At 72.9% G+C, this 23,067-nt stretch carries 23 protein-coding genes; 10 read left to right on the top strand and 13 right to left on the bottom strand.

Going from position 1 to position 23,067, the window contains the following annotated elements; translation table 11 throughout:
* Positions 1 to 13: 13 nt before the first annotated feature.
* The 6 genes from CRP49_RS17700 to CRP49_RS17675 form a co-directional block, all read right to left on the bottom strand.
* Complete coding sequence (locus CRP49_RS17700) at positions 14 to 1,276, bottom strand: hypothetical protein (protein WP_097254243.1); 1,263 nt, start codon at positions 1,274 to 1,276, stop codon at positions 14 to 16.
* 2 nt (positions 1,277 to 1,278) lie between these two features.
* A complete protein-coding gene (locus CRP49_RS17695; RefSeq protein ID WP_097254242.1) occupies positions 1,279 to 2,352 on the bottom strand; it encodes a hypothetical protein in 1,074 nt (357 codons plus the stop codon).
* Positions 2,349 to 3,194, bottom strand: coding sequence for a hypothetical protein (locus tag CRP49_RS17690; RefSeq protein WP_097257420.1), 846 nt, complete (start codon positions 3,192 to 3,194; stop codon positions 2,349 to 2,351). The genes CRP49_RS17695 and CRP49_RS17690 overlap by 4 nt, the downstream gene beginning before the upstream one ends.
* Positions 3,195 to 3,241: 47 nt before the next feature.
* Positions 3,242 to 3,928, bottom strand: coding sequence for an LPXTG cell wall anchor domain-containing protein (locus CRP49_RS17685; protein WP_097254241.1), 687 nt, complete (start codon positions 3,926 to 3,928; stop codon positions 3,242 to 3,244).
* Positions 3,929 to 4,093: 165 nt separating this feature from the next.
* On the bottom strand, positions 4,094 to 4,654 hold the full coding sequence (locus CRP49_RS17680) for an ATP-binding protein (RefSeq protein WP_097254240.1): 561 nt from the start codon (positions 4,652 to 4,654) through the stop codon (positions 4,094 to 4,096).
* Positions 4,655 to 4,876: 222 nt separating this feature from the next.
* Positions 4,877 to 5,254, bottom strand: coding sequence for an STAS domain-containing protein (locus tag CRP49_RS17675; protein WP_094216577.1), 378 nt, complete (start codon positions 5,252 to 5,254; stop codon positions 4,877 to 4,879).
* 247 nt (positions 5,255 to 5,501) lie between these two features.
* Between CRP49_RS17675 and CRP49_RS17670 the strand changes: the two genes are divergently transcribed.
* Both CRP49_RS17670 and CRP49_RS17665 read left to right on the top strand, forming a co-directional pair.
* Positions 5,502 to 6,407: a SigB/SigF/SigG family RNA polymerase sigma factor gene (locus CRP49_RS17670; RefSeq protein ID WP_097254239.1), complete on the top strand. Its 906-nt coding sequence runs from the start codon at positions 5,502 to 5,504 to the stop codon at positions 6,405 to 6,407.
* Between the two features lie 207 nt (positions 6,408 to 6,614).
* Positions 6,615 to 8,147 carry an RICIN domain-containing protein gene (locus CRP49_RS17665; protein WP_097254238.1) on the top strand — a complete coding sequence of 511 codons (1,533 nt, stop codon included), beginning with the start codon at positions 6,615 to 6,617 and terminating at the stop codon, positions 8,145 to 8,147.
* A gap of 21 nt (positions 8,148 to 8,168) precedes the next feature.
* Here CRP49_RS17665 and hutI read toward each other — a convergent pair whose 3' ends face one another.
* From hutI to hutU, 4 genes are read right to left on the bottom strand one after another with little or no spacing between them, the layout of a single operon-like run.
* Positions 8,169 to 9,344 carry an imidazolonepropionase gene (gene hutI, locus CRP49_RS17660; RefSeq protein ID WP_097254237.1) on the bottom strand — a complete coding sequence of 392 codons (1,176 nt, stop codon included), beginning with the start codon at positions 9,342 to 9,344 and terminating at the stop codon, positions 8,169 to 8,171.
* A 47-nt stretch (positions 9,345 to 9,391) separates the two neighbouring features.
* Positions 9,392 to 10,753, bottom strand: a complete 1,362-nt coding sequence (locus tag CRP49_RS17655; RefSeq protein WP_097254236.1) for a formimidoylglutamate deiminase — start codon at positions 10,751 to 10,753, stop codon at positions 9,392 to 9,394.
* Positions 10,750 to 11,967: an allantoate amidohydrolase gene (locus CRP49_RS17650; RefSeq protein WP_097254235.1), complete on the bottom strand. Its 1,218-nt coding sequence runs from the start codon at positions 11,965 to 11,967 to the stop codon at positions 10,750 to 10,752. The genes CRP49_RS17655 and CRP49_RS17650 overlap by 4 nt, the downstream gene beginning before the upstream one ends.
* Complete coding sequence (hutU, locus tag CRP49_RS17645; RefSeq protein ID WP_094216583.1) at positions 11,964 to 13,628, bottom strand: urocanate hydratase; 1,665 nt, start codon at positions 13,626 to 13,628, stop codon at positions 11,964 to 11,966. The genes CRP49_RS17650 and hutU overlap by 4 nt, the downstream gene beginning before the upstream one ends.
* A gap of 44 nt (positions 13,629 to 13,672) precedes the next feature.
* Here hutU and CRP49_RS17640 point away from each other — a divergent pair, with 44 nt between their 5' ends.
* From CRP49_RS17640 to CRP49_RS17620, 5 genes are all read left to right on the top strand, one after another.
* On the top strand, positions 13,673 to 15,151 hold the full coding sequence (locus CRP49_RS17640; protein ID WP_373560393.1) for a diaminopimelate decarboxylase: 1,479 nt from the start codon (positions 13,673 to 13,675) through the stop codon (positions 15,149 to 15,151).
* A gap of 179 nt (positions 15,152 to 15,330) precedes the next feature.
* Positions 15,331 to 15,720 (top strand): hypothetical protein, encoded by a 390-nt coding sequence (locus CRP49_RS17635; RefSeq protein WP_097254233.1) that lies wholly within the window; start codon positions 15,331 to 15,333, stop codon positions 15,718 to 15,720.
* Positions 15,717 to 16,535, top strand: coding sequence for a hypothetical protein (locus CRP49_RS17630; protein ID WP_097254232.1), 819 nt, complete (start codon positions 15,717 to 15,719; stop codon positions 16,533 to 16,535). Before CRP49_RS17635 ends, CRP49_RS17630 begins: the two co-directional genes overlap by 4 nt.
* Before the next feature lie 31 nt (positions 16,536 to 16,566).
* Complete coding sequence (locus CRP49_RS17625) at positions 16,567 to 17,061, top strand: roadblock/LC7 domain-containing protein (RefSeq protein ID WP_097254231.1); 495 nt, start codon at positions 16,567 to 16,569, stop codon at positions 17,059 to 17,061.
* Positions 17,062 to 17,072: 11 nt separating this feature from the next.
* Positions 17,073 to 17,447 (top strand): hypothetical protein, encoded by a 375-nt coding sequence (locus tag CRP49_RS17620; RefSeq protein WP_097254230.1) that lies wholly within the window; start codon positions 17,073 to 17,075, stop codon positions 17,445 to 17,447.
* Here the strand turns inward: CRP49_RS17620 and CRP49_RS17615 are convergent.
* The 3 genes from CRP49_RS17615 to CRP49_RS17605 form a co-directional block, all read right to left on the bottom strand.
* Positions 17,444 to 18,028 carry a hypothetical protein gene (locus CRP49_RS17615; protein ID WP_179851658.1) on the bottom strand — a complete coding sequence of 195 codons (585 nt, stop codon included), beginning with the start codon at positions 18,026 to 18,028 and terminating at the stop codon, positions 17,444 to 17,446. The two genes, CRP49_RS17620 and CRP49_RS17615, sit on opposite strands and share 4 nt — an antisense overlap.
* An 82-nt stretch (positions 18,029 to 18,110) precedes the next feature.
* Positions 18,111 to 19,043, bottom strand: a complete 933-nt coding sequence (locus tag CRP49_RS17610) for a MurR/RpiR family transcriptional regulator (RefSeq protein ID WP_373560354.1) — start codon at positions 19,041 to 19,043, stop codon at positions 18,111 to 18,113.
* Positions 19,040 to 20,548 carry an aromatic amino acid ammonia-lyase gene (locus CRP49_RS17605; RefSeq protein ID WP_097254229.1) on the bottom strand — a complete coding sequence of 503 codons (1,509 nt, stop codon included), beginning with the start codon at positions 20,546 to 20,548 and terminating at the stop codon, positions 19,040 to 19,042. Before CRP49_RS17605 ends, CRP49_RS17610 begins: the two co-directional genes overlap by 4 nt.
* A 141-nt stretch (positions 20,549 to 20,689) precedes the next feature.
* Between CRP49_RS17605 and CRP49_RS17600 the strand changes: the two genes are divergently transcribed.
* Genes CRP49_RS17600 through CRP49_RS17590 form a run of 3 tightly spaced genes read left to right on the top strand, consistent with a single transcriptional unit; the run spans position 20,690 to position 23,062 of the window.
* Positions 20,690 to 21,724: an ABC transporter ATP-binding protein gene (locus CRP49_RS17600; protein ID WP_097254228.1), complete on the top strand. Its 1,035-nt coding sequence runs from the start codon at positions 20,690 to 20,692 to the stop codon at positions 21,722 to 21,724.
* Positions 21,721 to 22,362: an ABC transporter permease gene (locus CRP49_RS17595; RefSeq protein ID WP_094216591.1), complete on the top strand. Its 642-nt coding sequence runs from the start codon at positions 21,721 to 21,723 to the stop codon at positions 22,360 to 22,362. The genes CRP49_RS17600 and CRP49_RS17595 overlap by 4 nt, the downstream gene beginning before the upstream one ends.
* Position 22,363: 1 nt before the next feature.
* Positions 22,364 to 23,062: an ABC transporter permease gene (locus CRP49_RS17590; RefSeq protein ID WP_097254227.1), complete on the top strand. Its 699-nt coding sequence runs from the start codon at positions 22,364 to 22,366 to the stop codon at positions 23,060 to 23,062.
* Positions 23,063 to 23,067: the final 5 nt, after the last annotated feature.

The raw sequence follows: 23,067 nt of genomic DNA, 5'->3' as shown, positions 1-23,067 counted from the left end.
TGTTGTCCGGGACCTACCGCGTCCTGCGCTTCGGCATGAACGTGAACACCGCCGCGCCCAGCAGGATCGCCGTGCCCGCCACCAACCCCAGGGCCTTCAGGGCGCCGTGGTCGCCGGAGCCGGTCTCGGCGAGGCCGCCCGCGCCGCTGGTGCTGCTGCCGCCCGTGGACGACGAGCCTCCGGAGGTCGACGTGCCGCCCGAGGCGCCGCCCGGCTGCTGGGCGGTGTCCAGGGTGAGGGAGACCAGCGACTTTTCCGGCGTGCAGGTCGTCGTCGTACCCAGGGCCTTGACGGTGAGGACGCCCGGCGCCAGGGTCGAGGTGCCGCTCGCGCCCGGCTTGTAGGTGCCGGTGAGGTCCGGGATCTCGATCGGGTCGCCGGACTTGATGGGCTGCGCGTTCGTCGGCCCCTCCACATGCACGGTGCCCTTGTCCGCGCCGCCCAGCACCACCTCCATCGACGGCTTCACGGAGTCCTTCGGGATGTCGGCGGGGCTGTTCATCACGGACTTCTTGAACTGCACGGTGAGGTCGTAATCGCCGCCGTTCTTCTTGGCGTTGATCTGCACCGGCGAGGTCGCGTTCTTGTCGCCGATCGGCGTCTTGCAGGCGTAGGGGACCTGGACCTCCTTGCCCGGGAAGTCGGTCTGCCCCGTGCCGCCGGTCGGGGTCGCGCTCTTCGTGGGCGTGGCCGACTGCGTCGGCGACGAGCTGGACGTGCCCCCGCTCCCCGGCGTCACCTGGATCGTCGCCGCCTTCTGCACGGTCTCCTTCGGCGTGCACTTGGTGTCCGTCGACATCGCGTTGACCGTGTACGCGTCCGGCGTCAGCGTCACCTCGCCGGCCGTCGTCAGCTTCAGGGTGCCCTTCATGTCGGACAGCACCATGTCGCCGCCCTTGGGGATCGCCGGGTTCTCCCGCGGGCCCTGCATGGCGATGTCGGCGGCCTGCGCCCCGGCCGCCTTGAGCACCCCGGACGGCTGCACCGAGTTGGCGGGCAGGTCGATGATGTCCGGGTTCTTGGACGCGGCCTGGACGAACTTCCACACGATGTCGACCGTGTCGCCCACCTTGGCCGTGGCCGGCGCGGTGATCTCGACCTTCGTGGTGCCGTCGACCGGGTCGATGCCCGCGGGCGGCACGCAGTGGGTGGCGAACGACACCTCGGCCGCCTGCGCGGGCGTGGCCGCCACGCCCAGCAGCACGCCTGCCGAGCAGAGCACCAGTGCGGCGCCGACGGCGCCCGTCCTGCGGGCCGGGGTGACTCTCCTTCGCATGCTCACGTGGGTCCCTTCGTGGTGGGAGTCGTAGGACTCGTCGGGCTGTCGTCGTGCGGTGCGGAGAGCCGGCCGGCCGGGCCGCCCGGAGCGGAGTCCGGGGTGAACCACGGCAGGGTCGGAGTCGGGTCGGGCTCGGGCCCGGGAGTGCGGGAGCGGGGCGGCCCCAGCGCGGGCCGGGCGAGCCGCCGGTGGCGGACACCGCCCGGCCGGCGCGGCCGTACCCGGTCCACGACGGCCATCCCGACGCGGAAGACCGCGGCCGGGACGACCAGGCAGAGCAGGATCCAGAACAGCGTCACGCCCCAGGGGCGGCCCACGCCCCACGGCTGCTCGGCGAGGACCTTGCCGTCGTACCGGAGGGAGACGGTGTAGTCGCCGTGCGCCCCGGCCGACAGCTCCACGGGCAGCTTGATCTGCGCCTTCTTGCCGGGCGCGAGGGTGCCGCGCCACTGCTGCTCGTCCCACTGGGGCGCGAAGACGCCGTGTGCGGTGCCGACCCGGAAGACCGGGTTCTTGATCGCGGTGGAGCCGATGTTGCCCGCGGTGAAGACCAGGGTGCGGCTCGGTGGCGCCCCGAACCAGGTCAGCACGCCGCTGGAGCCGGTCAGCCGGGTGTCGGAGAGGATCGACAGCCGGCCGCCGGACGGCTCGGCGGGCAGCGGGGCGACGGGATGTCCGGCGACCTCGAGGACGGCGTCCGCCTCGGCCTTCGCGCCGGTCACCGTGGCGACGTGCACCACGCAGGGGCACGGCACGGGCGGCTCGGCGACCGGCAGCTTCTTGGCGAAGGACCCGCCGGCGTCGGTGGTGACGGCCCGGCCGTCGCCGTTGGCGCAGGAGTTGGTGCCGCCGATGACGCCCCGGGACGGGGTGGACCGGCCGCAGATCAGCATCATCAGCAGCGTGTGCGGCCGCCAGCCGCTGCCGCTGACGGTGACCGAACCGCCCGTACCCGCCTGGGACGTGGACAGCTTCACGACGGGCCCGGCCGCCGCGGCCGCGGGAACGGAGAGCGGCAGCAGGAGCAGTGCGAGTACCACCGCCAGCACGGGTGTCCGGGCCTTGCCGCTCACGTCACCGCTCCCGTCAACTCGACTTCCGTAGCCGTGTGTTCGTCGTCCTCGGCCGTACTCCTACGACGCCTGCCGCGCCGTACGGCCGGCAACGCGGCCGCCGCGACGAGTGCCCCGAGGCCAGCGGTCACCGCCCCCCAGGGCACGAACCGGGCCGAGGTGTGCGTGGTGTCGTGGGCACCGCCCGCCGCGGTCACCGTCAGCCGTACGTCGACGTCGTCCAGGGCGGGCCGGTCGGGCCACGGCTCGCTGAGGGTCCGGCGGGATGCCGGGGGCAGGTGGACCGGCAGGGTGCGCGCGGGGCGGTCCAGGACCGGGCCGAAGACGCCGTCCGCGTGCACCGCGAGTTTCGGTACGAGGGTGGTCGTACCGCGGTTGACCAGCTCGTACGTGATCCGGTCGCCGCGCACCGCGACATGTTCGACGGTCAGCGCGGACAGGGCCGGGCCGCCCACGCGCAGCCGGAGCGCGACGGCCGCCGTACGGCCGTCCGCGTCCCGGGCGGTGATCGTGCCGGAGCGGTCGCCGGGTGCGGCACCGGTCGGCACGGTCACCGTGAACGGCACCTCGGCACGGGTGCGCGCGGGGACGCGCAGGCCGGTTCGGGCGAACGCGATCCGCACGCCGGTGCCGCGCAGGTGCACGGTGAGCGGCTTGCGGCTGCGGTTGGTCACGGACACCGTGTCCTGAAGGACCGTTCCCGGGGCGCCCTCGGCGTAGAAGGAGGGGCGTCCGGCGCCGGCGGGCGCGAGGGACCAGCCTGCCGCGGCCTCCGCGTGCGGTGCGGAGGCCAGCAGCAGGAACAGGGTGAGACCGAGGACACGGGCGGCGGCGGACGGCATGGGCGGCTCCAGCGGTCGGAGGCTGCGGTTGAGCGGCGTGCGGCTGGTCAGCGGCGTGCGGCCGGGTTCCGCCGGGTCAGCCACAGCGCGCCCGCCGCGCCCGCGAGGAGAACCGTTCCGCCAAGCGTGCCGAGGGCGACGGCGGAGTCCTCGGGGCCGGTCTGCGGGAGCGGCCCGCCGGAGCCGCCCGACGAGGAGGAAGAGGAGGACGACGACGATCCGCCGGCCGCCGTCACGTCCAGCGTCAGGGACGGCTTGGGGCTGTTGGTCGGGGTGCAGGTGGTCGTCGTACCGAGCGCCTTGATGGTGAGCGTGCCCGGCGTGAAGGTGACCTTGCCGGTCTTCTCCGGGGTGTAGGTGCCGCTCAAGTCGCTGATCTTGATGGGGGTGTTGGCGGGTATCGCGGCCGCGTTGGCCGGGCCGGTGACGGGGAGGGTGCCGCGGTCGGCGCCACCGAGGTTGATGGTGGCGCTCGGCTTCATCGCGCCCTTGCCCAGCTCGACCGGGCTGGAGGAGACGCCCTTCTGCCAGGACATGGTGATCGTGTAGCGGTTGCCGCTCTTGACCCCCTTGATGTCGATGGGCGAGACGGCGCTCTTGTCGCCGATCGGCGTCTTGCAGTGGTAGTTGACGTCGACCACGTCGGCGTGGGCCGCCGGCGCGGCCAGCAGCACCGCCGAGCCGGCCAGGGCCGCGGCGGACACGAGCGCGGCGGTTCGTTGCGGGTACGACACGGTCGGTCCACCCCATTCATTCCTGACGGCATATCAGATTCGGCCGTCAAGGTACGCCCGGGGTCGTGAGGAGGGAAGACGCGGCACACGCCGGAGTTGTGTCGATCCGGCGTGTACGAGAAGGGATTCGAGTGGAGACGGGGGCCCAGGTGACCGTCGGAATACTCAGAGTGGAACGCCGAGTTCGGCCCATACCGTCTTGCCCGAGCGCCCCGGGGTGCGGACGACCCCCCAGTCCAGGCACAGCCGCTGCACGATGAACATGCCGTGGCCGCCGGGGCGGCCGGCGCGGTGCGGGGTGCGGGGGGCCGGCTGGCCGGCGCCGCGGTCGGAGACCTCCACCCGGATCACCTTGTCGTCGCAGGCGAGGAACAGCTCCTCCGGGCCCTCGGCGTGCAGGCAGGCGTTGGTGACCAGCTCGGACACGACGAGCAGCACGTCCTCGGCGGCGGCCCGCCGGTCGGCGGAGGCGGCGGGCAGCCAGCCCCACGCGTACAGCGCCTGACGGGCGAAGTCGCGCGCGAGCGGGACGACCCCGCTCTCGCCGTCCAGACGCAGCCTGCGGACCTCTCGCCCCGGAGTCTCCCGTACACCCTCGGACGGCACGGACGGCGCGGCTGCCCCCGTGGACGCGCCGTCCTCCGGCGCACCCCCCTCGGACGCCCCGGAAACGCCGCTGGGCTCCGGGCCGCGGTCGCCCGGCGAGTAAGGCCGGGTGGTGCTCATCAGCGCTTCACCTCACCGATTCACCAGTACACGATTCAAAAGCACACGGCTTAAATGCTCACACGTCACGCCCGGGCCGGTCACCGGTCCCCCGGGGACACGGCGCCCGACGGCCGACGCGTTCAGCATTCTCCTGCCCGGCCGATCCGGGGGAACACCCCCTAATGACCCGTGCCACGCGCGGACTACGCGGCCAGACACGGGACGGCCGGGGCGCGGGTCTCAGTCGGCCTCGCCGGCCAGCGCCGCCTCCAGGGAGTCATGGACGGTGAAGACCGCTCCCGCTCCCGTGATCTCGAACACCCGGGCGACCACCGGGAGCATTCCGGCCAGATGCACTCCGCCACCGGCGGCCTCGGCCTTCAGCCGGGCCCCCAGCAGCACGTTCAGGCCGGTGGAGTCACAGAACTCCAGCCGTGAGCAGTCCACCACGAGGCGTGAGAACCCTTTGCCCAGGAGGTCGTCGAGCGGCTCGCGCAGAAGATCGGCGGTGTGGTGATCCAGCTCACCCGCCGGTGTCACTACGGCGCTGGAGCCCACTTCGCGCACCTCCACCAGAAGCCGGCCCGACTGTGCACTGCCGACCATCCCGTGGTCCATGCCGTCTCTCTCCCGAGGTCGTGGCTGCTGCTGACGCCCAGGAACACTACGCCTTCCTCACACTCTCCGACACCCGAACAACCTCGCATAATCGGACAGATCGCCATAGAACGTACTTGCGATCGACTCACGGAAGCGGGTAGGGCTAGTAGGAACACATTCCTACACGCCGGCTTCGGAGGCGCCGCACACCGCAGTGCACGTACTGGCTTCGGCAGCCATATGCCGAGAACGACGGAGGACACCCATGTCACCCCGGCTCGACGAATCGCCTTCCCGCATCGCGACGTCGACACCCCCACCGGAAAAACTGGATCACCCCCTCGATCCCGTCGACCTCCACGACCCCCTCGCGGGGCTCCCGGAGATCCCCCCCTTCGACGAGGTCGACCCCGTCGACGCGCGGGCCCTGTCCAAGACCCTCTTCGAGCGGCTGACGTCGCTGGAGGAAGGCACACACGAGTACGCGTACGTCCGCAACACGCTCGTCGAACTGAACCTCGCGCTCGTCAAGTTCGCCGCCTCCCGCTTCCGCTCCCGCAGCGAGCCGATGGAGGACATCGTCCAGGTCGGCACCATCGGCCTGATCAAGGCGATCGACCGCTTCGAACTCACCCGCGGTGTGGAATTCCCCACCTTCGCGATGCCGACCATCATCGGCGAGATCAAGCGCTTCTTCCGCGACACCTCGTGGTCCGTGCGCGTACCGCGCCGACTGCAGGAGTTGCGCCTCGACCTGGCCAAGGCAGGGGACGAGCTGGCCCAGAAACTGGACCGCGCGCCCACTGTCGCGGAACTCGCCGAGCGGCTCGGCATCTCCAACGACGAGGTCGTCGAGGGCATGGCCGCCTCGAACGCGTACACCGCCTCCTCCCTGGACGCCCAGCCCGAGGAGGACGACTCCGAGGGCGCGCTCTCGGACCGCATCGGGTACGAGGACCACGGGCTGGAAGGCATCGAGTACGTCGAGTCGTTGAAGCCACTGATCGCCGAACTCCCGCCCCGGGACCGGAAGATCCTCTCCCTGCGCTTCGTCGCGGGCATGACCCAGTCGGAGATCGGCGAGGAGCTGGGCATCTCCCAGATGCACGTCTCCCGGCTGCTGTCCCGGACCCTGGTGCGGCTGCGCAAGGGGCTGACCCTGGAGGAGTGACGTCCTCGGAGTGACCTCGGAGGAGTGACCCTCCGTCACCCGTGGGAAGCGGCTCGGCCGACGGCGCCGGGCCGCTTCGCGTGTTCGGGCACCCGAACCGTTATGCGGGTTACCCGGGGAAACGTCTTTCCCGAACCGCACCCCTCCACCACGATGGGCCCCCAACTGACGAGTAGGTTTCAGGCCACGGGGGACGGAGGGTGCGGGATGGCTCAGGGCGGCGGCGACCCGGCCGAGGCGGGAGCGGAACACGCGGACGCACCGGACGCACGGCTGACGGAACTGCTGCGCGCCCCCACCCCGACGGCCTACCCGGCGCTGCAGGAGCTGCGCCGCCGGCACCACCCGGCGGTCCTCGCCTACGCCCGGCTGTGCACCGCGAGCGAGTCCGCCGCCCGCCGGCTGGCGGCGGAGGCCCTCACCACGACGGCCCGTGAGACCGCGCGCGGCCGGGAACCGAACGTCCCGCTGCGCCACCAACTCCTGCTCCTCACCGCGCAACTGGCAGCCTCCTGGGCGACCGACGAACGCTCCGCGGGGGTGGACCCGGCTTTCCTCCTGGTCCTGAACTCCAGCGGCCTGCCCGACGGCCCGACCCCTCCCCTGCTCCCGGCGTTCCAGACGCTCCCGTCCCGCACCCAGGGCCTGATCTGGTACGGCGTCGTCGAGGCGGAACCCGTGGAGCGCACCGCGGCCTTCCTCGGCCTGAGCCGCGCGGACGTGGCCCACGGCACCCAGCCGGCCCTCAAGGCCCTGGCCCAGGCCTGCCTGAGACACCGTCTGGCCGCCTCCGACGACCCGCGCTGCGCCGACTTCCGCCGGCTGATCGAGGAGGCGGTACGACAGGACGGGCCCCGCCGCAGCCCCGACCTGGACGCCCACCGGGCCCACTGCCCGTACTGCGCGGCCGCGTTCGAGGACCTGACCGCACTGCGGGACAGCCCGAGGCAGACCTTGGCGGAGGGCCTGCTGCCGTGGAACGGAACGTCGTACATACGGCCCGACGAGCCGCTCCCCGCACCGAAACCGCCTGTGGACCAGGAAAGTTGGCCACCCCGGCGGCGCTACCTGCTCGCGTCGACGGCCCTGGCCGTGGCCCTGGCCCCGCTGCTGGTGTTCCTGCTGTCCTCACCGGACGCCCCCGCCAAGCAGCCGGTGGCCGCGACGCCCACACCCCCACCGGTGACGGTGACGGCGACGGTCTCCGTGACCCCGTCGCCCTCGCCGACTCCGTCCCGCACGACCAAGTCCCCTTCCCCGACAAGGACTTCGCACCGCCCGACCAGGTCCCCACGCCCCAGCCGCACCCCGAGCCCGTCCCCCACGTTCTCGCCCCCGGGTACCGCCTACGCCCAGGTGGTGAACCTCGCGACAGGCCGCTGCCTCGACATCCGCGACGGCGACTTCTCCCAGGGCAACGACGTCATCACGGCGCCCTGTTCCTCCTCCCCCACCCAGCGCTGGCGGTTCGACACCTACCTGGGCGTCCTCCGCTCGGCCGCCGACTCCGACTTCTGCCTGGACAGCCGGGGCGCGACCGATCGTGGCGTGGGCATCTGGGGCTGCGACTCGGTCTACGGCTCCAACGGCCAGAACCTGCGCTTCACGGTCGACCCCGACGGCACGATCCGCCCGGCGATCGCCATCGAGACGGCGATGACACCGGAGGGCGGGGACGGGGTGGGGCTGGAGCCGTTGAACGGGGGGTCGGGGCAGCGGTGGCGGGCGGGGGCCGCCTGAACACGGCCACCGCCCGCTCACTCACACGACCCGCTCACCCCTGCGCCAGACCCCGCTGACCAGCGGGACGCCCGGCCGGTAGGCCAGGTGGACGTGGCTCGGGGCGTCCAGGAGCGTCAGGTCCGCGTACGCGCCCGGGACGAGCCGGCCGATGTCCGTGCGGCGCAGGGCCGCCGCGCCGCCCGCGGTGGCCGACCAGACCGCCTCGTCGGGGGTCATGCGCATGTCGCGGACGGCCAGGGCGATGCAGAAGGGGACGGAGGAGGTGAAGGACGAGCCCGGGTTGCAGTCCGTGGAGAGGGCGACCGTCACACCCGCGTCCAGGAGGCGGCGGGCGTCGGGCCACTCGGCGCGGGTGGAGAACTCGGCGCCGGGCAGCAGGGTGGCGACCGTGTTGCCGTTCGCGAGGGCGTCGACGTCCGCGTCCGTGAGGTGGGTGCAGTGGTCGGCGCTCGCCGCGTCCAGCTCGACGGCCAGCTGGACGCCGGGGCCGTAGGAGAGCTGGTTGGCGTGGACGCGGGGGTGCAGGCCCCTGGCCTTGCCCGCGGTCAGGATCGTGCGTGCCTGGTCGCCGTCGAAGGCGCCCTTCTCGCAGAAGACGTCGATCCAGCGGGCGTGCGGCGCGCAGGCGTCCAGCATCTCGCCGGTGACCAGGGCGACGTAGGCCGCCGGGTCGTCGGCGTAGTCGGGCGAGACGATGTGGGCGCCGAGGTACGTCACCTCGTCGGTGTGCCGGGCCGCGATGCGCAGGGCGCGGGCCTCGTCCTCGACGGTCAGGCCGTAGCCCGACTTCGTCTCGAAGGTCGTGGTGCCCTGGCGCAGGGCCTCGGCCAGGTAGTGGGTGAGGTTCGCCTCCAGTTCCGCGTCGGTCGCGGCACGGGTGGCCGCGACCGTGGTGCGGATGCCGCCCGCGGTGTAGGAGCGGCCGGACATCCGGGCGTTGAACTCCTGCGTGCGGTCACCGGCGAAGACCAGGTGGGAGTGGGAGTCCACGAAGCCTGGCAGCACCGCCCGGCCGCCCGCGTCGACCCGGTTGTCAGTGGCGGGTGCTTTGCTGGATTCACCGGTCCACGTGACGCGGTCGCCGTCGATGACGACGGCCGCGTCCTGGATCAGACCGAGGGCGGATCCGTCACCGAGGGAGGGGTCGTTGGTGACCAGCGTGGCGATGTTGGTGATGACGGTGCTGCTCATCATGGTGTCCTCAGGGGTGGCCGGGTGGGGTTCGGCGGGTTCGACGGTGGTCAGCCGCGCAGGGCGTCGATCGCTTCCGCCAGTGCTGACGGCACGTCCGGCACCAGGGCATGGACACCGTCTCGTACGACATGGCGGCCGCCCACGACGGTGTGGCGTACGTCTGCGGCGGACGCGGCGAATACGGCTGTCTCGGCGCCGAGTCGCGGGAGCGGCCCCGCTGTCCTGACGGAGTCCATGGCGATCGTCGTGAAGTCGGCGAGCGCACCCGCCTCCAGGCTGCCCGCGTCCTGCCAGCCCAGTGCGGCGTGGCCGTCCGCCGAAGCCGCGCGCAGCAGTGCGGCGGCGGTCCAGTGGCCCCGGGTGCGGGTGCGCAGCCGCTCGTTCAGCTCCATCGCGCGTGCCTCTTCGAGCAGGTCGATGACGGCGTGGCTGTCGGAGCCGAGGGAGAGCGGGGAGCCCGCCCGCTGCAGGGCGACGGCGGGTCCGATGCCGTCCGCCAGGTCGCGCTCGGTCGTCGGGCACATGCAGGTGCCGGTGCCGGAGCCGCCGAGCAGCGCGATGTCCTCGTCGGTGAGATGGGTGTTGTGCACCCCGGTGGTGCGCGGCCCGAGGACGCCGTGGTCGGCGAGCAGCCGGGCGGGGGTGCAGCCGTGTGCGGCCTGGCAGGCGTCGTTCTCCGCCGTCTGCTCGGACAGGTGCACATGCAGCGGGGCCCGCCGCTCCTCCGCCCACCGCGCCACGGTCGCCAACTGGCTCGCGGGCACGGCCCGTACGGAGTGAATCGCCGCCCCGATCCGCGCGTGATCCCGCTCCTTGAGAACTGCACAGCGTTCGGCCCAGGCCTCCGCGCTGCCGTCGGAGAAGCGCAGCTGGTGGATGTTGGGTTCCTCGCCGAAGCCGGAGGAGAGGTAGGCGGTGTCCAGGAGGGTGATGCGGATACCGGCGTCGGCGGCGGCCGCGATCAGCGCCTCGCCCATGGCGTTGGGGTCGGCGTAGGGGGTGCCGCCGGGGGCGTGGTGCACATAGTGGAACTCGCCGACACAGGTGATGCCGGCCAGGGCCATCTCGGCGTACACCGCGCGGGCGAGGGCGTGGTAGGTCTCCGGGGTCAGGTGGTCGGCGACGGAGTACATCACCTCGCGCCAGGTCCAGAAGGTGCCGGAGCCGACCTGGACCGTGCCGCGCAGCGCCCGGTGGAAGGCGTGCGAGTGGGCGTTGGCCAGGCCGGGGAGGGTCAGCCCGCGCAGGATCTCGGCGCCGGGCGGCGGGGTGGGTACGTCGGTGCGGACGGCGGTGATCCGGCCGCCCGAGCCCGCGGCGGAGCCGCTGATCGACACAGTCAGGGCCACGCCCGGCTCGACGTTGGTGTCGAGCCAGGCGTGCTCCAGCCAGTACGTCCGTGTGGTCACGTGCAGGCCAGCCCTTCCAGTACGTCGGCGAGCGCGCTCACCCCGGCCACGCAGTCGTCCTCGGCCGCGAACTCGGCCGGGGAGTGCGAGATGCCGGTGGGGTTGCGCACGAACAGCATGGCGGTCGGAATGCGCCCGGAGAGGATTCCGGCGTCGTGTCCGGCACCGGTCCCCAGGACGGGCACCTTCAGACCGGTGTCCTTGCCCAGGATGCGGCCGAGTTCGTCGCGGAGCGCGTGGTCGAACTCGACCACCGGGGTGAAGGACTCCCGGACCACGTCGAGGTCGATGCCGTGGGCGTCCGCGTACTCCCGTGCGGCCTTCTCGATGCCGCCGACGACCGTGTCCAGGGTCTCCTGGTCGGCGGCGCGGGAGTCGAGCCAGCCGCGCACCAGGGAGGGGATGGCGTTGACGCCGTTCGGCTCGACGGAGATCTTGCCGAAGGTGGCGACGGCACCGGCGAGTTCGGCCTCCCGGCGGGCGGCGAGCACGGTCTCGGCGTACGACAGCATCGGGTCGCGCCGGTCGACCAGCCGGGTGGTGCCGGCGTGGTTGGCCTCGCCGCGGAAGTCGAAGCGCCAGCGGCCGTGCGGCCAGATGGCACTGGCGATGCCGACCCGGTCACCGGACAGGTCCAGCGCGCGGCCCTGCTCGACGTGCAGCTCGACGAAGGCGCCGATCCGGGCCAGGCGCTCCGGGTCGGCCCCGATGCCGTCGGGGTCGTACCCGGCGGCCTCCATGGCCTTCGGGAGGCTGATCCCGTCGCCGTCGGTCAGCCGGTGGGCCTGCTCGACGGTCAGCTCCCCCGCGGTGAGCCGGGACCCGACACAGGCCAGCCCGAACCGGGCCCCTTCCTCGTCCCCGAAGTTGACGATGGCCAGGGGCTTGCTGAACCGCACTCCCCTTCCGCGCAGCTCGTCCAGGGCGGCGAAGGAGGACACGACCCCGAGCGGCCCGTCGAAGGCACCCCCGTCCGGCACCGAGTCCAGATGCGACCCCGTGACAACAGCGTCCCCGGCACCCGGATCCCCGACCCAGGCCCACTGATTCCCGTTCCGGTCGACCTCATAGGTCAGTCCTCGAGCCTCGGCCTGCTCCTTGAACCAGGCCCGGCAGTCGGAGTCGGCACCGGTCCAGGCGTAGCGGCGGTAGCCGCCGGAGGCGGAGCTGCGGCCGATCGGCAGCAGCTCCGCCCACATGCTGTGGAAGGTCACGCCTGGTCACCCTCGCGCATCGGCACCCGAACGCCACGCTCCTGCGCCACCGACTCCGCGATGTCGTACCCCGCGTCCACGTGCCGGATGACACCCATGCCGGGGTCGTTGGTGAGCACGCGCCGGATCTTCTCGCCGGCCAGCTTCGTGCCGTCGGCCACCGTGACCTGGCCGGCGTGGATGGAGCGGCCCATGCCCACGCCGCCGCCGTGGTGGATGGACACCCACGACGCGCCGGAGGCCACGTTGACCATGGCGTTCAGCAGCGGCCAGTCGGCGATCGCGTCGGAGCCGTCGAGCATGGCCTCGGTCTCGCGGTACGGGGAGGCGACGGAGCCGCAGTCCAGGTGGTCGCGGCCGATGGCCAGCGGAGCCGCCAGCTCGCCGGAGGCCACCATGTCGTTGAAGCGCTCGCCGGCCTTGTCGCGCTCGCCGTAGCCGAGCCAGCAGATGCGCGCGGGCAGGCCCTGGAAGTGGACGCGCTCACGGGCCATCTTGATCCAGCGGGCCAGGGACTCGTTCTCCGGGAACAGCTCCAGGATCGCCTTGTCGGTCTTGGCGATGTCGGCCGGGTCGCCGGACAGGGCGGCCCAGCGGAAGGGGCCCTTGCCCTCGCAGAAGAGGGGGCGGATGTAGGCCGGGACGAAGCCGGGGAAGGCGAACGCGCGGTCGTACCCGGCCAGCTGGGCCTCGCCGCGGATGGAGTTGCCGTAGTCGAAGACCTCGGCGCCGGCGTCCATGAAGCCGACCATGGCCTCGACGTGCTTGGCCATCGACTCACGGGCACGCGTCGTGAAGCCGGCCGGGTCCTTGGCGGCGGCGTCGGCCATGTCCTCGAAGGCCACGCCGACCGGCAGGTAGGACAGCGGGTCGTGGGCGGAGGTCTGGTCGGTGACGATGTCGATGGGGGCGTTCATCGCGAGCAGCTGCGGGACCAGCTCGGCCGCGTTGCCGAGGACGCCGATGGAGAGGGGCTTCCGCTGGTCCCGGGCCTCGGTGGCCAGCTGGAGCGCGTGGTCGAGGGAGTCGGCCTTGACGTCCAGGTACCGGTGCTCGATGCGGCGCTCGATGGCGCGCGGGTCGCAGTCGATACAGATGGCGACGCCGTCGTTCATGGTCACGGCGAGGGGCTGGGCGCCGCCCATGCCTCCGAGGCCGGCGGTGAGGGTGATGGTCCCGGCGAGGGTGCCGTTGAACTTCTTCGCGGCGACGGCGGCGAAGGTCTCGTAGGTGCCCTGGAGGATGCCCTGGGTGCCGATGTAGATCCAGGAGCCGGCGGTCATCTGGCCGTACATGGTCAGGCCGAGGGCCTCCAGACGGCGGAACTCCTCCCAGTTGGCCCAGTCGCCGACCAGGTTGGAGTTGGCGATGAGGACACGCGGGGCCCACTCGTGGGTCTGCATGACGCCGACCGGGCGGCCGGACTGGACCAGCATGGTCTCGTCCTGCTTGAGCGTCCTCAGCGTGCGCACCATCGCGTCGAAGGAGCGCCAGTCACGGGCGGCCTTGCCGGTGCCGCCGTAGACGACGAGCTTGTCGGGGTGCTCGGCGACCTCGGGGTCGAGGTTGTTCTGCAGCATCCGCAGGGCGGCTTCCTGCTGCCATCCCAGGGTGCTCAGTTCCGTGCCGCGCGGTGCTCGTACGGGGCGGGGTCCCGACATCGTCTGCCTCCTCCTGTTGCTACGTCTATTCACATCCTGACTTCCTGAATAGAACTAGTCAATACATCGACGGCACCCCGTCCGCGCGTCGCGGGTGTTTGGCTGGAATCACCCGAATACGCGGGCAGGGCGACAGGAGGGGAGAGGTCGTGGACCAGGACACCGACAGCGAGGCCCGGGAGCGGGCCGCCCGGCGGGACGAGGCGGTGCGCGGCGCGGTGGAGCAGGGGCTGCTGGGGCCGGACGCGGCCGTGGTGGGGCTGCTGGACGTCACCGGCATCCGGGAGTCGGCGGCGGCCCTGCGGGCGGCGTTCGACGCGGTCACGGCGCCCGGGACCCCGGTGCTGCACGCCTTCGCGGTGAAGGCGACCCCGTTGGTGCCGGTGCTGCGGCTGCTGCACGAGGAGGGCATCGGCGCGGAGGTGGCGAGCCCGGGCGAGCTGGCGCTGGCGCGGGCGGCGGGGGTCCCGCCGGACCGGACGGTGCTCGACTCGCCCGCCAAGACCCCCGCCGAGCTGCGCGAGGCGCTCGCCCTGGGCATCGCCGTCAACGCGGACAACCCGCAGGAGCTGGACCGGCTGGACGCCCTCGTGGGCTCTGCGCCGAGCCGGTCGCCGCTCGGCATCCGGGTGAACCCGCAGATCGGCGGCGGCACCATCGGGGCGACCTCGACGGCGACACAGACCTCCAAGTTCGGGGTGGCGCTGCGCGACGAGGGGGCCCGGGAGTGGGTCGTCCGGGCGTACGCCGACCGGCCGTGGCTGACCCGGCTGCACGCGCACACCGGTTCGCAGGGCATCCCGCTGCCGCTGCTGGCGCGGGGCGTGGCGGAGACGTACGCGCTCGCGGAGGAGATCAACGCGCGGATCGGACGGCCGCAGATCGACACGCTCGACATCGGCGGCGGGCTGCCGGTCGACTTCGCGGCGGAGGCGACGGCGCCGACGTACGCGCAGTACGCGCGCGTGCTGGCCGAGGAGGTGCCGGGGCTGTTCGACGGGCGGTACGGGCTGGTGACCGAGTTCGGGCGGTCGCTGCTGGCCAGGCACGGCACGGTGGTGGCACGGGTGGAGTACACCAAGACATCCGGCGGGCGGCGGATCGCGGTGACGCACGCGGGCGTGCAGGTGGCCACGCGGACCGTGTACGCGCCCGCGGCGTGGCCGCTGCGGATCGCCGCGTACGACGCCAAGGGGCGGCCGAGGTCGGGCCCGGAGGTGGTGCAGGACGTGGCGGGCCCGGCCTGCTTCTCGGGCGACCTGCTCGCCGAGGGGCGCACGCTGCCCCTGCTGGAGCAGGGCGACTACGCGGCGGCGCTGGACACGGGCGCGTACTACTTCGCCCACCACTACGCCTACAACTCCCTCGCCCGGCCGGGGATCTACGGCTTCGCGCCCAACGGCACGGGAGGCGTGGCCTTCGCGACCGTGCGGGAGCCGCAGACCGTGGCGGAGGTGGTGGCCGAGTCCGGCGGGGCGCACCCGTCCGCGCTCACCACCCTGCGCACGCCCGGGAGCCGTTGACGCACCCCGGGTGCATCTCGAACAACTGGATCAACTGCCGTGAAACAGTCGTCAGTTGACCCACACTAGTACGCCGGACGCATGTTCCACTGGAAAATGCCAAAGCGCTCACCTCTCGCGCACACGTTGCGTAGTGTCCCTGTCACTCAACCGGAGTCACAGGCGGGAGGGGAGCCACGGTGCCCGGAATCGACGAGTGCTTACTGGAAGCGATGCGGTTGCCCGGTGCCCGGGGGGCCGCCCTGGTGGACTGGACGAGCGGACTGGCTCTGGGCACCGTCGGGGACGCCCCCGGCGGTGACCACGAGACCACCGCGGCCGAGGCCGCCGAACTGGCCCGGCTGGCCGCCGAACACGGCGCCTTCGCGGCCGGGGACGGCGAGGACGGCGGCCCGCCCGTCGAGGACGTGATCGTCAGCAACCACGACAGCTACCACCTGCTGCGGTTCGTGGACACGTCCTTCGACAGCAGCGTCTTCCTGCACCTGTGGCTCGGCCGCGAGGAGGGCAACCTCGCCCTCGCCCGGATCCGGCTCGGCGAGATGGCCGCCCGGCTGGTGCTGGGATGACGATGATCGAGACGCCTCCGCCGCTGCCGGTGCGGGACAGGGCCACGGCACAGGACCGTACGGCGGGCGCGCTGTCACCGATGCTCCGGCGGCTCGCCGAGGAGCAGGCCACCGGCGTCCTCGTCCGCGAGCACGGCACCCTGCACCTCGCCGAGGGCCGGGTGGTGCACGCCGAGAGCCCGCACGCCCCCGGTCTCGACGTGCTCCTCACGGCCCACGGCACCCTGGCCACGGCCGCCTGGCAGCGGGCGGCCGGGCAGGCCGAGGGCCCGGCGGACGCGGCCCGGCTGCTGCTGGACGCCCGGCTGCTCCCCGAGGGCGCCCTGGAGCTGTGCCACCTGGACGCGCTGTACGACGCCGGGTACTTCGCGCTGTCGCCGAGCAGCACCCCGGGCCGCTTCCGCTACGCCCGGGCGCCCCGCCTCGGCCCGCTGCCCTCGGTTCCGGTCATCGCGCTGGAGCGCGAGACGCTGCGCCGCCGGCTGCTGCTGCACCGCCTGTGGCCGGACCCGGCGGCCGACAGCGCCCCGCTGATCCGCGCCGACCCGGCCGCCACGGCGCCGGTCACCCCCCGCCAGCGGGCGGTCCTGGACCGGGTGGACGGCGTCCGCTCGGCCCCGGAGATCGCCCGCAACCTGGGCAGGCAGGCGTTCCACACGCTGGTGGACGTACGCCGGCTCGCGGCGGCCGGACTGCTCAGGCCGGTACCCACGGCCCCCGCCCCGCCGCCGGTTGCCCCGGCTCCCCCGCTCACGGTCACCGACCCCGACATCGCGCTGCTGAAGAGGCTCAGGGATGCGCTGGAGGCGCTTTGAACGGCACCAACCCGCCGAGAGGAGAGAGCTGATGGTGTCCGCACACGACCTCGACGCCGTCCTGGACGAGCTGCGCCGGCTGCGGACCCGCGTGCCGCAGCTCACCGGCGCCCTCGCGGCCGGCATCGACGGTCTCGTCGTCGCCCACGACACCCCCGGTGTCGACCCGGAGGGCCTGGCGGCACTCACCGCGGCCTCGCTCGGCGTCGCCGTCCGCGTGGCCGATGCCACCGGGAACGGCGGCTTCCGGGAGCTGCTGGTGCGCGGCGAGGGCGGCTACGTCGCCACCTACGCGGCCGGCCGCACCGCCGTGCTGACCCTGCTCGCCCAGGACCGGGTCAACGTCGGCCGGCTGCACTTGGAGGGCCGCCGCGCGGCCGCCCGCGTCGGGGATGTGCTCGACGCCGCCGAAGCCGCCGCGGAAGCCGCCCGGCCGGCCACCAGGACCACACCCGCACCACGGACCAAACCCACGCGCGCGCCACGCACCACGACCGCCGAAGCGCGCACCGCAACCGACAGCTGAGAGGAACCACCATGGCCAACACCGAGACCGCGCTGAAAGAGGCGCTGACCTCCATCGAGGGCGCCACCGGCGTCGCGCTCGTCGACTACACCAGCGGCATGGCGCTCGGCACGATGGGCGGCAGCAAGAGCTTCGACCTGAACGTGGCCGCCGCCGGCAACACGGACGTCATCCGCTCCAAGATGCGCACGATGGAACACCTGGGCCTCAAGGGCGAGATCGAGGACATCCTGATCACCCTGTCGGACCAGTACCACCTGATCCGGCTGCTCAAGGGCCGCGGCGGCAACGGCCTGTTCCTCTACCTGGTCCTGGACGCGAGCCGGGCCAACCTGGCGATGGCCCGGCACCAGCTGAAGAAGATCGAGGAGGACCTGGAGGTCTAGACGAGGGCGGCGCTACGGCGGCGGGTCCCGCCCGGGGCCGCGTCGCCGGCCGCGAGGCCCGTGCCGCGCAGGCCCTTCACGGCCCGGCCCGCCGGGCTCCCGCCCCGCCGGTCGAGCCAGTCGACCCGCACCCACAGCAGGGTGCCCTCGGCCCGCTCGCGCCGCCCGAGCCAGGCGGCCTTCAGCCGCAGCCCGGTGCCGGCCCCGGCAAGCAGCATGCCCCCGGCCGCGGGCACCGCGAAGGAGCTGCCGAACGCGACGGCGAAAGCGAGCAGCAGCCACCAGCGGTGCCCCCGGCGCCAGGTCCGCACGGTCACCGCCCGGTCCTGCAGCACGTCGTACTTGCCCGCGCGGGCGGCCCCGCGGCCGAGGGCGGCGTACCGCTTGCGCCGCACCAGCGTCACGACGGCCGCGGTGATCAGGAACAGCGCGGCCCCCGCGAGCACGCCGATCCGGCGCCCGGTCAACCCGGGCACCAGGACCCCGATCCCCGCGGCGAACACCCCGAACCACCACAGCGGTGCGGCCCCGGACCGTACGACGACGGCCACCCGGGCCAGTCCCTGTCCTCCGCGCGCCACGTCGGCCTCCCGTGTCACGTTCCTGTGTTTCCGCAGGACGCTAGTGGGCGAACGTGAGACGAGTCTGAGAGCGCGCGCCAGGTCACTCCACGAAGAGTCCGCGGGCAGCCGCGTTCGCGTCGAACTCCTCCAGCCGGGCCTGGGCGTCCGGCAGGTCGTCGCAGACCGCCTCCAGCAGCACCCGCCCGAGCAGCATGGGCGCGCACGCGGTGTCGAAGGCGAGCCCGGTGCCGACGGCGGCGGGCAGCAGCAGGTCGGAGTACCTGGCTACGGGCGCGAAGGCGGAGTCGGCGACCGTGACGACGGTCAGGCCCGCCTCCTTTGCGTAGGCGAGGGTGTCGACGACCTCGCGCGGATGCCGGGGCAGCGCGAAGCACAGCAGGGCGGAGGCGCCCGCGCGGACGGCCGCGTCGATGCGGTCGTGGATCATCGTGCCGCCCTCGTTGAGCAGCCGGACGTCCGGGTGGACCTTGGCGGCGAAGTACGCGAAGCCGTACGCCTGGGAGGCGGCGGCGCGCAGCCCGAGCACGGGCAGCGGGCGGGAGGCGGCCAGCACCCGGCCGGCCCGCTGGACCGGGCGGGGGTCGGCGAGCAGCTCCGCGAGGTGCTTCAGGTTCTCGATCTCGGCCTCGACGGCCTGCTGGTACTCGTTGTAGGAGCCCGCCTCCGCGGCCGGTTCGGCGGGCACGACCTCGCGCAGGTGCTTGCGCAGCGCGGGGTAGCCGTCGAAGCCGAGGGCGACCGCGAACCGGGTCACCGAGGGCTGGCTGACCCCGGCCAGCTCGGCCAGCTCCACGCTGGACAGGAAGGGCACGTCGGCGGCCCGCCGCACCATGCTGTGCGCGATACGGCGCTGGGTGGGCGTGAGCCGGTGCCCCTCGAAGAGCGCCTGCAGCCGGGTGGCCGGGCTGTCCGTCACCCCGGACGGCACCCCGGACGGCACCCCGGACGGCACGCCGGCCGTCGCCTCCGACGGCACACCGGACGTCACGCCAGTACTCCTGTCCACGCTCATGCCGTGCTCCCCCTCCAGATGTCCGTGAACCGGTCGAGCAGATGGGCCGCAGCCGTCACGTCGTCCGTGAGCGGCCGGTCGGCCTGGTCGTCGTCGAGGACCGACTCGGCGAGCGCGAACGCCTGTCCGGCCGCGAGCCCCGGGTCGGGTCTCAGGTCGCGCTGGCGCAGCGCCCGGACGGCGGCGACGAGTTCGCAGCCGACCACCAGACGGTACGCACCGCACGCGCGCAGGGTCTGCCGCGCGGCGAGCGAGGCGAAACTCGCCTGTTCCTCGACGCCCCGGGAGAGTACAGCGTGCCCGAGCGACGCGGGGGCCGAGAAGGCCCGCAGATCGCCGAGGGCCGCTCCGGCCGCGTACTCCAGGATCATCACACCGGAGGAGGCCGGCTCGTGGTCGGCGAGGAAGGGGCGCAGCCGGGTGTAGGCGGGCTCGTTGAGCGTGGACAGGCGGGACGTGGACAGCCGGGCCACCTGGGTCAGGGCGAGCCTGAAGTGGTCCAGGGCGAGGGCGAGTTGGGCCTGGTAGAAGCCGCCGTGGTGGTAGGCGGCCAGGTCCTCGGGGGCGATCAGCGGGTTCTCGGCGGCCGCGTTGATCTCCACGGCCAGGACCTGCTCCAGGGCGTCGGCCGCGTCGTGCGCGGGGCCGTGGATCTGGGGCAGGCAGCGGAAGCCGTACGGGTCCTGGATCCGGCCCAGCGGCGGGGTCGGCCGGTCGGCGGCGCCGATCAGCTCGCGCATCCGCCGGGCCACCTCGGCGCTGCCGCGGTGCGGGCGGGCGGCGTGCACGGGGGCGGCGTAGGCCTCGTGGGAGCCGTCGACGGCGAGCAGGGACAGGGCCCCGACGACCTGGGTGGCACCGATCAGCCCGCGCAGCTCGTGCAGGGCGAGCGCGGACTGGCCGAGGGTGAGGGCGTTGCTGCTGATCAGGGCGAGGGCGTCGTTGTTGTCGAGCGGCTGCGGCTCGGGCGCCCCCGCACCCCGCCACGGGTGCTCCCCGGCCAGCGCGAGACCCACCTGGGCCAGCGCCGCGATGTCGCCGGTGCCGACGGAGCCGAACTCGTTGACGACCGGATACGCGCCCGTCTCCAGCGCCTCGCACAGGGCCGTGATCACGCCGGGTCGCAGCCCGGCACCGCCTGCCAGCAGCTGGTTGGCCCGGACGGCGAGCATCGCGCGCACCTGCCGGGCGGGGAGTTCCTCACCTATCGCGCCGGCGTGGCTGCGCAGCAGACGCAGCCCGTGTCCGACGGCGGCCTCGGTGGGCACGTCCTCGTTCCGGTTGGCGCCCACGCCGGTGGAGCGGCCGTACACGCGACCGGTGGCCGCGATCTGCCGGGCGGCGTTCCAGGACTCCTCCGCCCGCCCCAGCGCGTCGGCCGCGGGCACCGGCCGCGCCACCCCGTCGGCGAGCCGCACGACGTCCTCGACGCCGAGTCCGCCGCCGTCGAGGACCACTGCTGCGGACCGCATGGACTCCGGCGCGTCCATGATGCGAGACGACATCACGCCCAAACTCCCCTCAATCCGGACATCTGATCTTGCTCTGCGGTCATCGGTTACCTCGGATTAACACCGGACCATTGACAACCTATTCAGACACCAAGAACTCTGCATGACGTTATACAGCCGGGCAAGGGACATCTCATGATCCAGTTCGACGCGGTCCACAAGCGCTTCCCCAACGGCACGACAGCAGTCCACGATCTCTCCCTGCGGATGCCGGAGGGCGGCATCACCGTCCTGGTCGGATCCTCCGGTTGCGGCAAGACGACCACCCTGCGGATGATCAACCGGATGGTCGAGCCGACCTCCGGCACCATCCGCGTCGGCGGCAAGGACGTCACGCGGCAGGACGCGGCGGAGCTGCGCCGCTCCATCGGCTACGTCATCCAGCAGGCCGGACTCTTCCCGCACCGCACGGTGCTGGACAACATCGCCACCGTCCCGCTGCTGCTCGGCTGGAACCGCAGGAAGGCCCGGGCCCGCGCCGCGGAGCTGCTGGAGACCGTCGGCCTCGCCGCCGACGCCGGCAAGCGGTACCCGCACCAGCTCTCCGGCGGCCAGCAGCAGCGCGTCGGCGTCGCCCGCGCCCTGGCCGCCGACCCGCCCGTCCTGCTCATGGACGAGCCCTTCGGCGCGGTCGACCCGGTCGTGCGCACCCAGCTCCAGGACGAACTGCTCAGGCTCCAGAAGGAGTTGAGCAAGACCATCGTCTTCGTCACGCACGACGTCGACGAGGCCGTACGGCTCGGCGACCGGATCGCGATCTTCCGCACCGGCGGCCACCTGGTCCAGTGCGCCCCGCCCGCCGAACTCCTGGCCCGCCCCGCCGACGACTTCGTGGCCGACTTCCTCGGCGCGGAGCGCGGACTGAAGCTGCTGTCGCTGAAGACCCTCGCGGACGTCCCGCAGGGCCCGGCGCCGGAAGGCGGCACCTGGACCCTCGTACGCGACGCCCAGGGCAGGCCCCTGCACTGGGCGTCGAAGGACGCCGAACTCCCCGTACGCCCGCTCGGGGACACCGACTCCCTGCTGTCGGCCCTCAACGAGTCGGTCGCCTCCCCCACCGGCCTGGTCGCCCGCGTCGACGCCGACGGCGTCCTCACCGGCGTCTCCTCCCGGGACGACATCCACCAGCACGCCGGCCGGGCCCACACCGAAGCACGGGTGGCGGCATGACCATCGACTGGTCGTGGATAGGCGACCACACCGACGACCTCACCACCCTCACGATCTCCCACCTCCAGGCCGCGCTGACCGCCGTCTTCCTCGGCCTGCTGATCTCCCTCCCGCTCGCGGTGGTCGCCCACCGGATCCGCCCCCTGCGCGGCTTTCTGCTCGGCGCCTCGAACGTCCTGTTCACGATCCCGTCGATCGCGATCTTCGTGCTCCTGCTGCCGGTGAGCGGCCTGACCCGCACCACCACCGTGACCGGCCTGACGGTCTACACACTGGTCGTCCTGCTGCGGAACACGGTCGAGGGCCTCGACTCCGTCCCCGTGAAGGTGAAGGAGGCCGCGAAGGCGATGGGCACGCGCCCCCTGCGCACCCTGCTCACCGTGGAGATCCCGCTCGCCCTGCCCGTGATCATGGCGGGCGTGCGCATCGCCACGGTCATGTCGATCTCCCTCGTGTCCGTCGCGACCTACATCGGCGACGGCGGCCTCGGCCAGCTCTTCACCGACGGCTTCCAGCGCAACTTCCCGACCCCGGTGATCGCCGGAGTGGTCCTCACCCTCCTGCTCGCCGTCGTGGCGGACGCGGCCCTGGTCGCCCTCCAGTACGTCCTCACCCCGTGGAAGAGGCGGCGAGCCTGAGATGTACGAACTCCTCAAGAACCTCGGCCACTGGCTGGTCAGCGGCTCGCAGTGGTCCGGCTCCGACGGCATCGCCCACCGGCTCGCCGAGCATCTCCAGTACTCCCTGCTGGCCACGCTCATAGCGGCCGCCATCGGCCTTCCGCTCGGCCTGCTGATCGGCCACACCGGCAAGGGCGCGTTCGTCGCGATCAACCTCGCCTCCTTCGGCCGCGCGCTGCCGACCGTCGGCCTGGTCGTGCTGGTCTTCCTGGCCGGCGGCCTGTCGATGCTGCCGGTGTACGTCGCCCTGGTCGCCCTCGCGGTCCCCGCGATCGTCACCAACACCTACGCCGGCATGACCGCCGTGGACCCGGACGTGAAGGACGCGGCGCGCGGGCAGGGCATGCGCGACCACCAGGTCCTGTTCCAGGTCGAGCTCCCGCTGGCGCTCCCCCTGATCATGACGGGCCTGCGGCTGGCCCTGATCCAGGTCGTCGCCACGGCGACCATCGCCGCATACGTCTCCTTCGGCGGCCTCGGCCGCTACGTCTTCGACGGCCTCGCCCAGCGCGACCTCGTCCAGGTGCTCGGCGGCGCGGTGCTGGTCGCCCTGGTCGCCGTGGTCCTCGACGTGGCCCTGGCCGGCCTCCAGCGCATCCTCTTCCTCCCCCGCGCTCGACGACGCTCGCGCGGGGGGACCCCCATCCGCACCGCCTAGGGAAC

This window comes from Streptomyces sp. Ag109_G2-15 (assembly GCF_900215565.1).
Taxonomy (GTDB): Bacteria; Actinomycetota; Actinomycetes; order Streptomycetales; family Streptomycetaceae; genus Streptomyces; species Streptomyces diastatochromogenes.
This window is presented reverse-complemented; position numbering and strand designations above follow the sequence as displayed.

What these genes read in the sequence shown, in the direction of transcription:
- CRP49_RS17610 (WP_373560354.1), bottom strand. Translation starts at nt 19,043, where the DNA reads ATGAGCGTGGACAGGAGTACTGGCGTGACGTCCGGTGTGCCGTCGGAG.
- CRP49_RS17630 (WP_097254232.1), top strand. Translation starts at nt 15,717, where the DNA reads ATGACGATGATCGAGACGCCTCCGCCGCTGCCGGTGCGGGACAGGGCC.
- CRP49_RS17675 (WP_094216577.1), bottom strand. Translation starts at nt 5,254, where the DNA reads ATGGACCACGGGATGGTCGGCAGTGCACAGTCGGGCCGGCTTCTGGTG.
- CRP49_RS17605 (WP_097254229.1), bottom strand. Translation starts at nt 20,548, where the DNA reads ATGTCGTCTCGCATCATGGACGCGCCGGAGTCCATGCGGTCCGCAGCA.
- CRP49_RS17595 (WP_094216591.1), top strand. Translation starts at nt 21,721, where the DNA reads ATGACCATCGACTGGTCGTGGATAGGCGACCACACCGACGACCTCACC.
- CRP49_RS17590 (WP_097254227.1), top strand. Translation starts at nt 22,364, where the DNA reads ATGTACGAACTCCTCAAGAACCTCGGCCACTGGCTGGTCAGCGGCTCG.
- CRP49_RS17600 (WP_097254228.1), top strand. Translation starts at nt 20,690, where the DNA reads ATGATCCAGTTCGACGCGGTCCACAAGCGCTTCCCCAACGGCACGACA.
- CRP49_RS17665 (WP_097254238.1), top strand. Translation starts at nt 6,615, where the DNA reads ATGGCTCAGGGCGGCGGCGACCCGGCCGAGGCGGGAGCGGAACACGCG.
- CRP49_RS17670 (WP_097254239.1), top strand. Translation starts at nt 5,502, where the DNA reads ATGTCACCCCGGCTCGACGAATCGCCTTCCCGCATCGCGACGTCGACA.
- CRP49_RS17620 (WP_097254230.1), top strand. Translation starts at nt 17,073, where the DNA reads ATGGCCAACACCGAGACCGCGCTGAAAGAGGCGCTGACCTCCATCGAG.
- CRP49_RS17680 (WP_097254240.1), bottom strand. Translation starts at nt 4,654, where the DNA reads ATGAGCACCACCCGGCCTTACTCGCCGGGCGACCGCGGCCCGGAGCCC.
- CRP49_RS17625 (WP_097254231.1), top strand. Translation starts at nt 16,567, where the DNA reads ATGGTGTCCGCACACGACCTCGACGCCGTCCTGGACGAGCTGCGCCGG.
- hutU (WP_094216583.1), bottom strand. Translation starts at nt 13,628, where the DNA reads ATGTCGGGACCCCGCCCCGTACGAGCACCGCGCGGCACGGAACTGAGC.
- hutI (WP_097254237.1), bottom strand. Translation starts at nt 9,344, where the DNA reads ATGATGAGCAGCACCGTCATCACCAACATCGCCACGCTGGTCACCAAC.
- CRP49_RS17700 (WP_097254243.1), bottom strand. Translation starts at nt 1,276, where the DNA reads ATGCGAAGGAGAGTCACCCCGGCCCGCAGGACGGGCGCCGTCGGCGCC.
- CRP49_RS17690 (WP_097257420.1), bottom strand. Translation starts at nt 3,194, where the DNA reads ATGCCGTCCGCCGCCGCCCGTGTCCTCGGTCTCACCCTGTTCCTGCTG.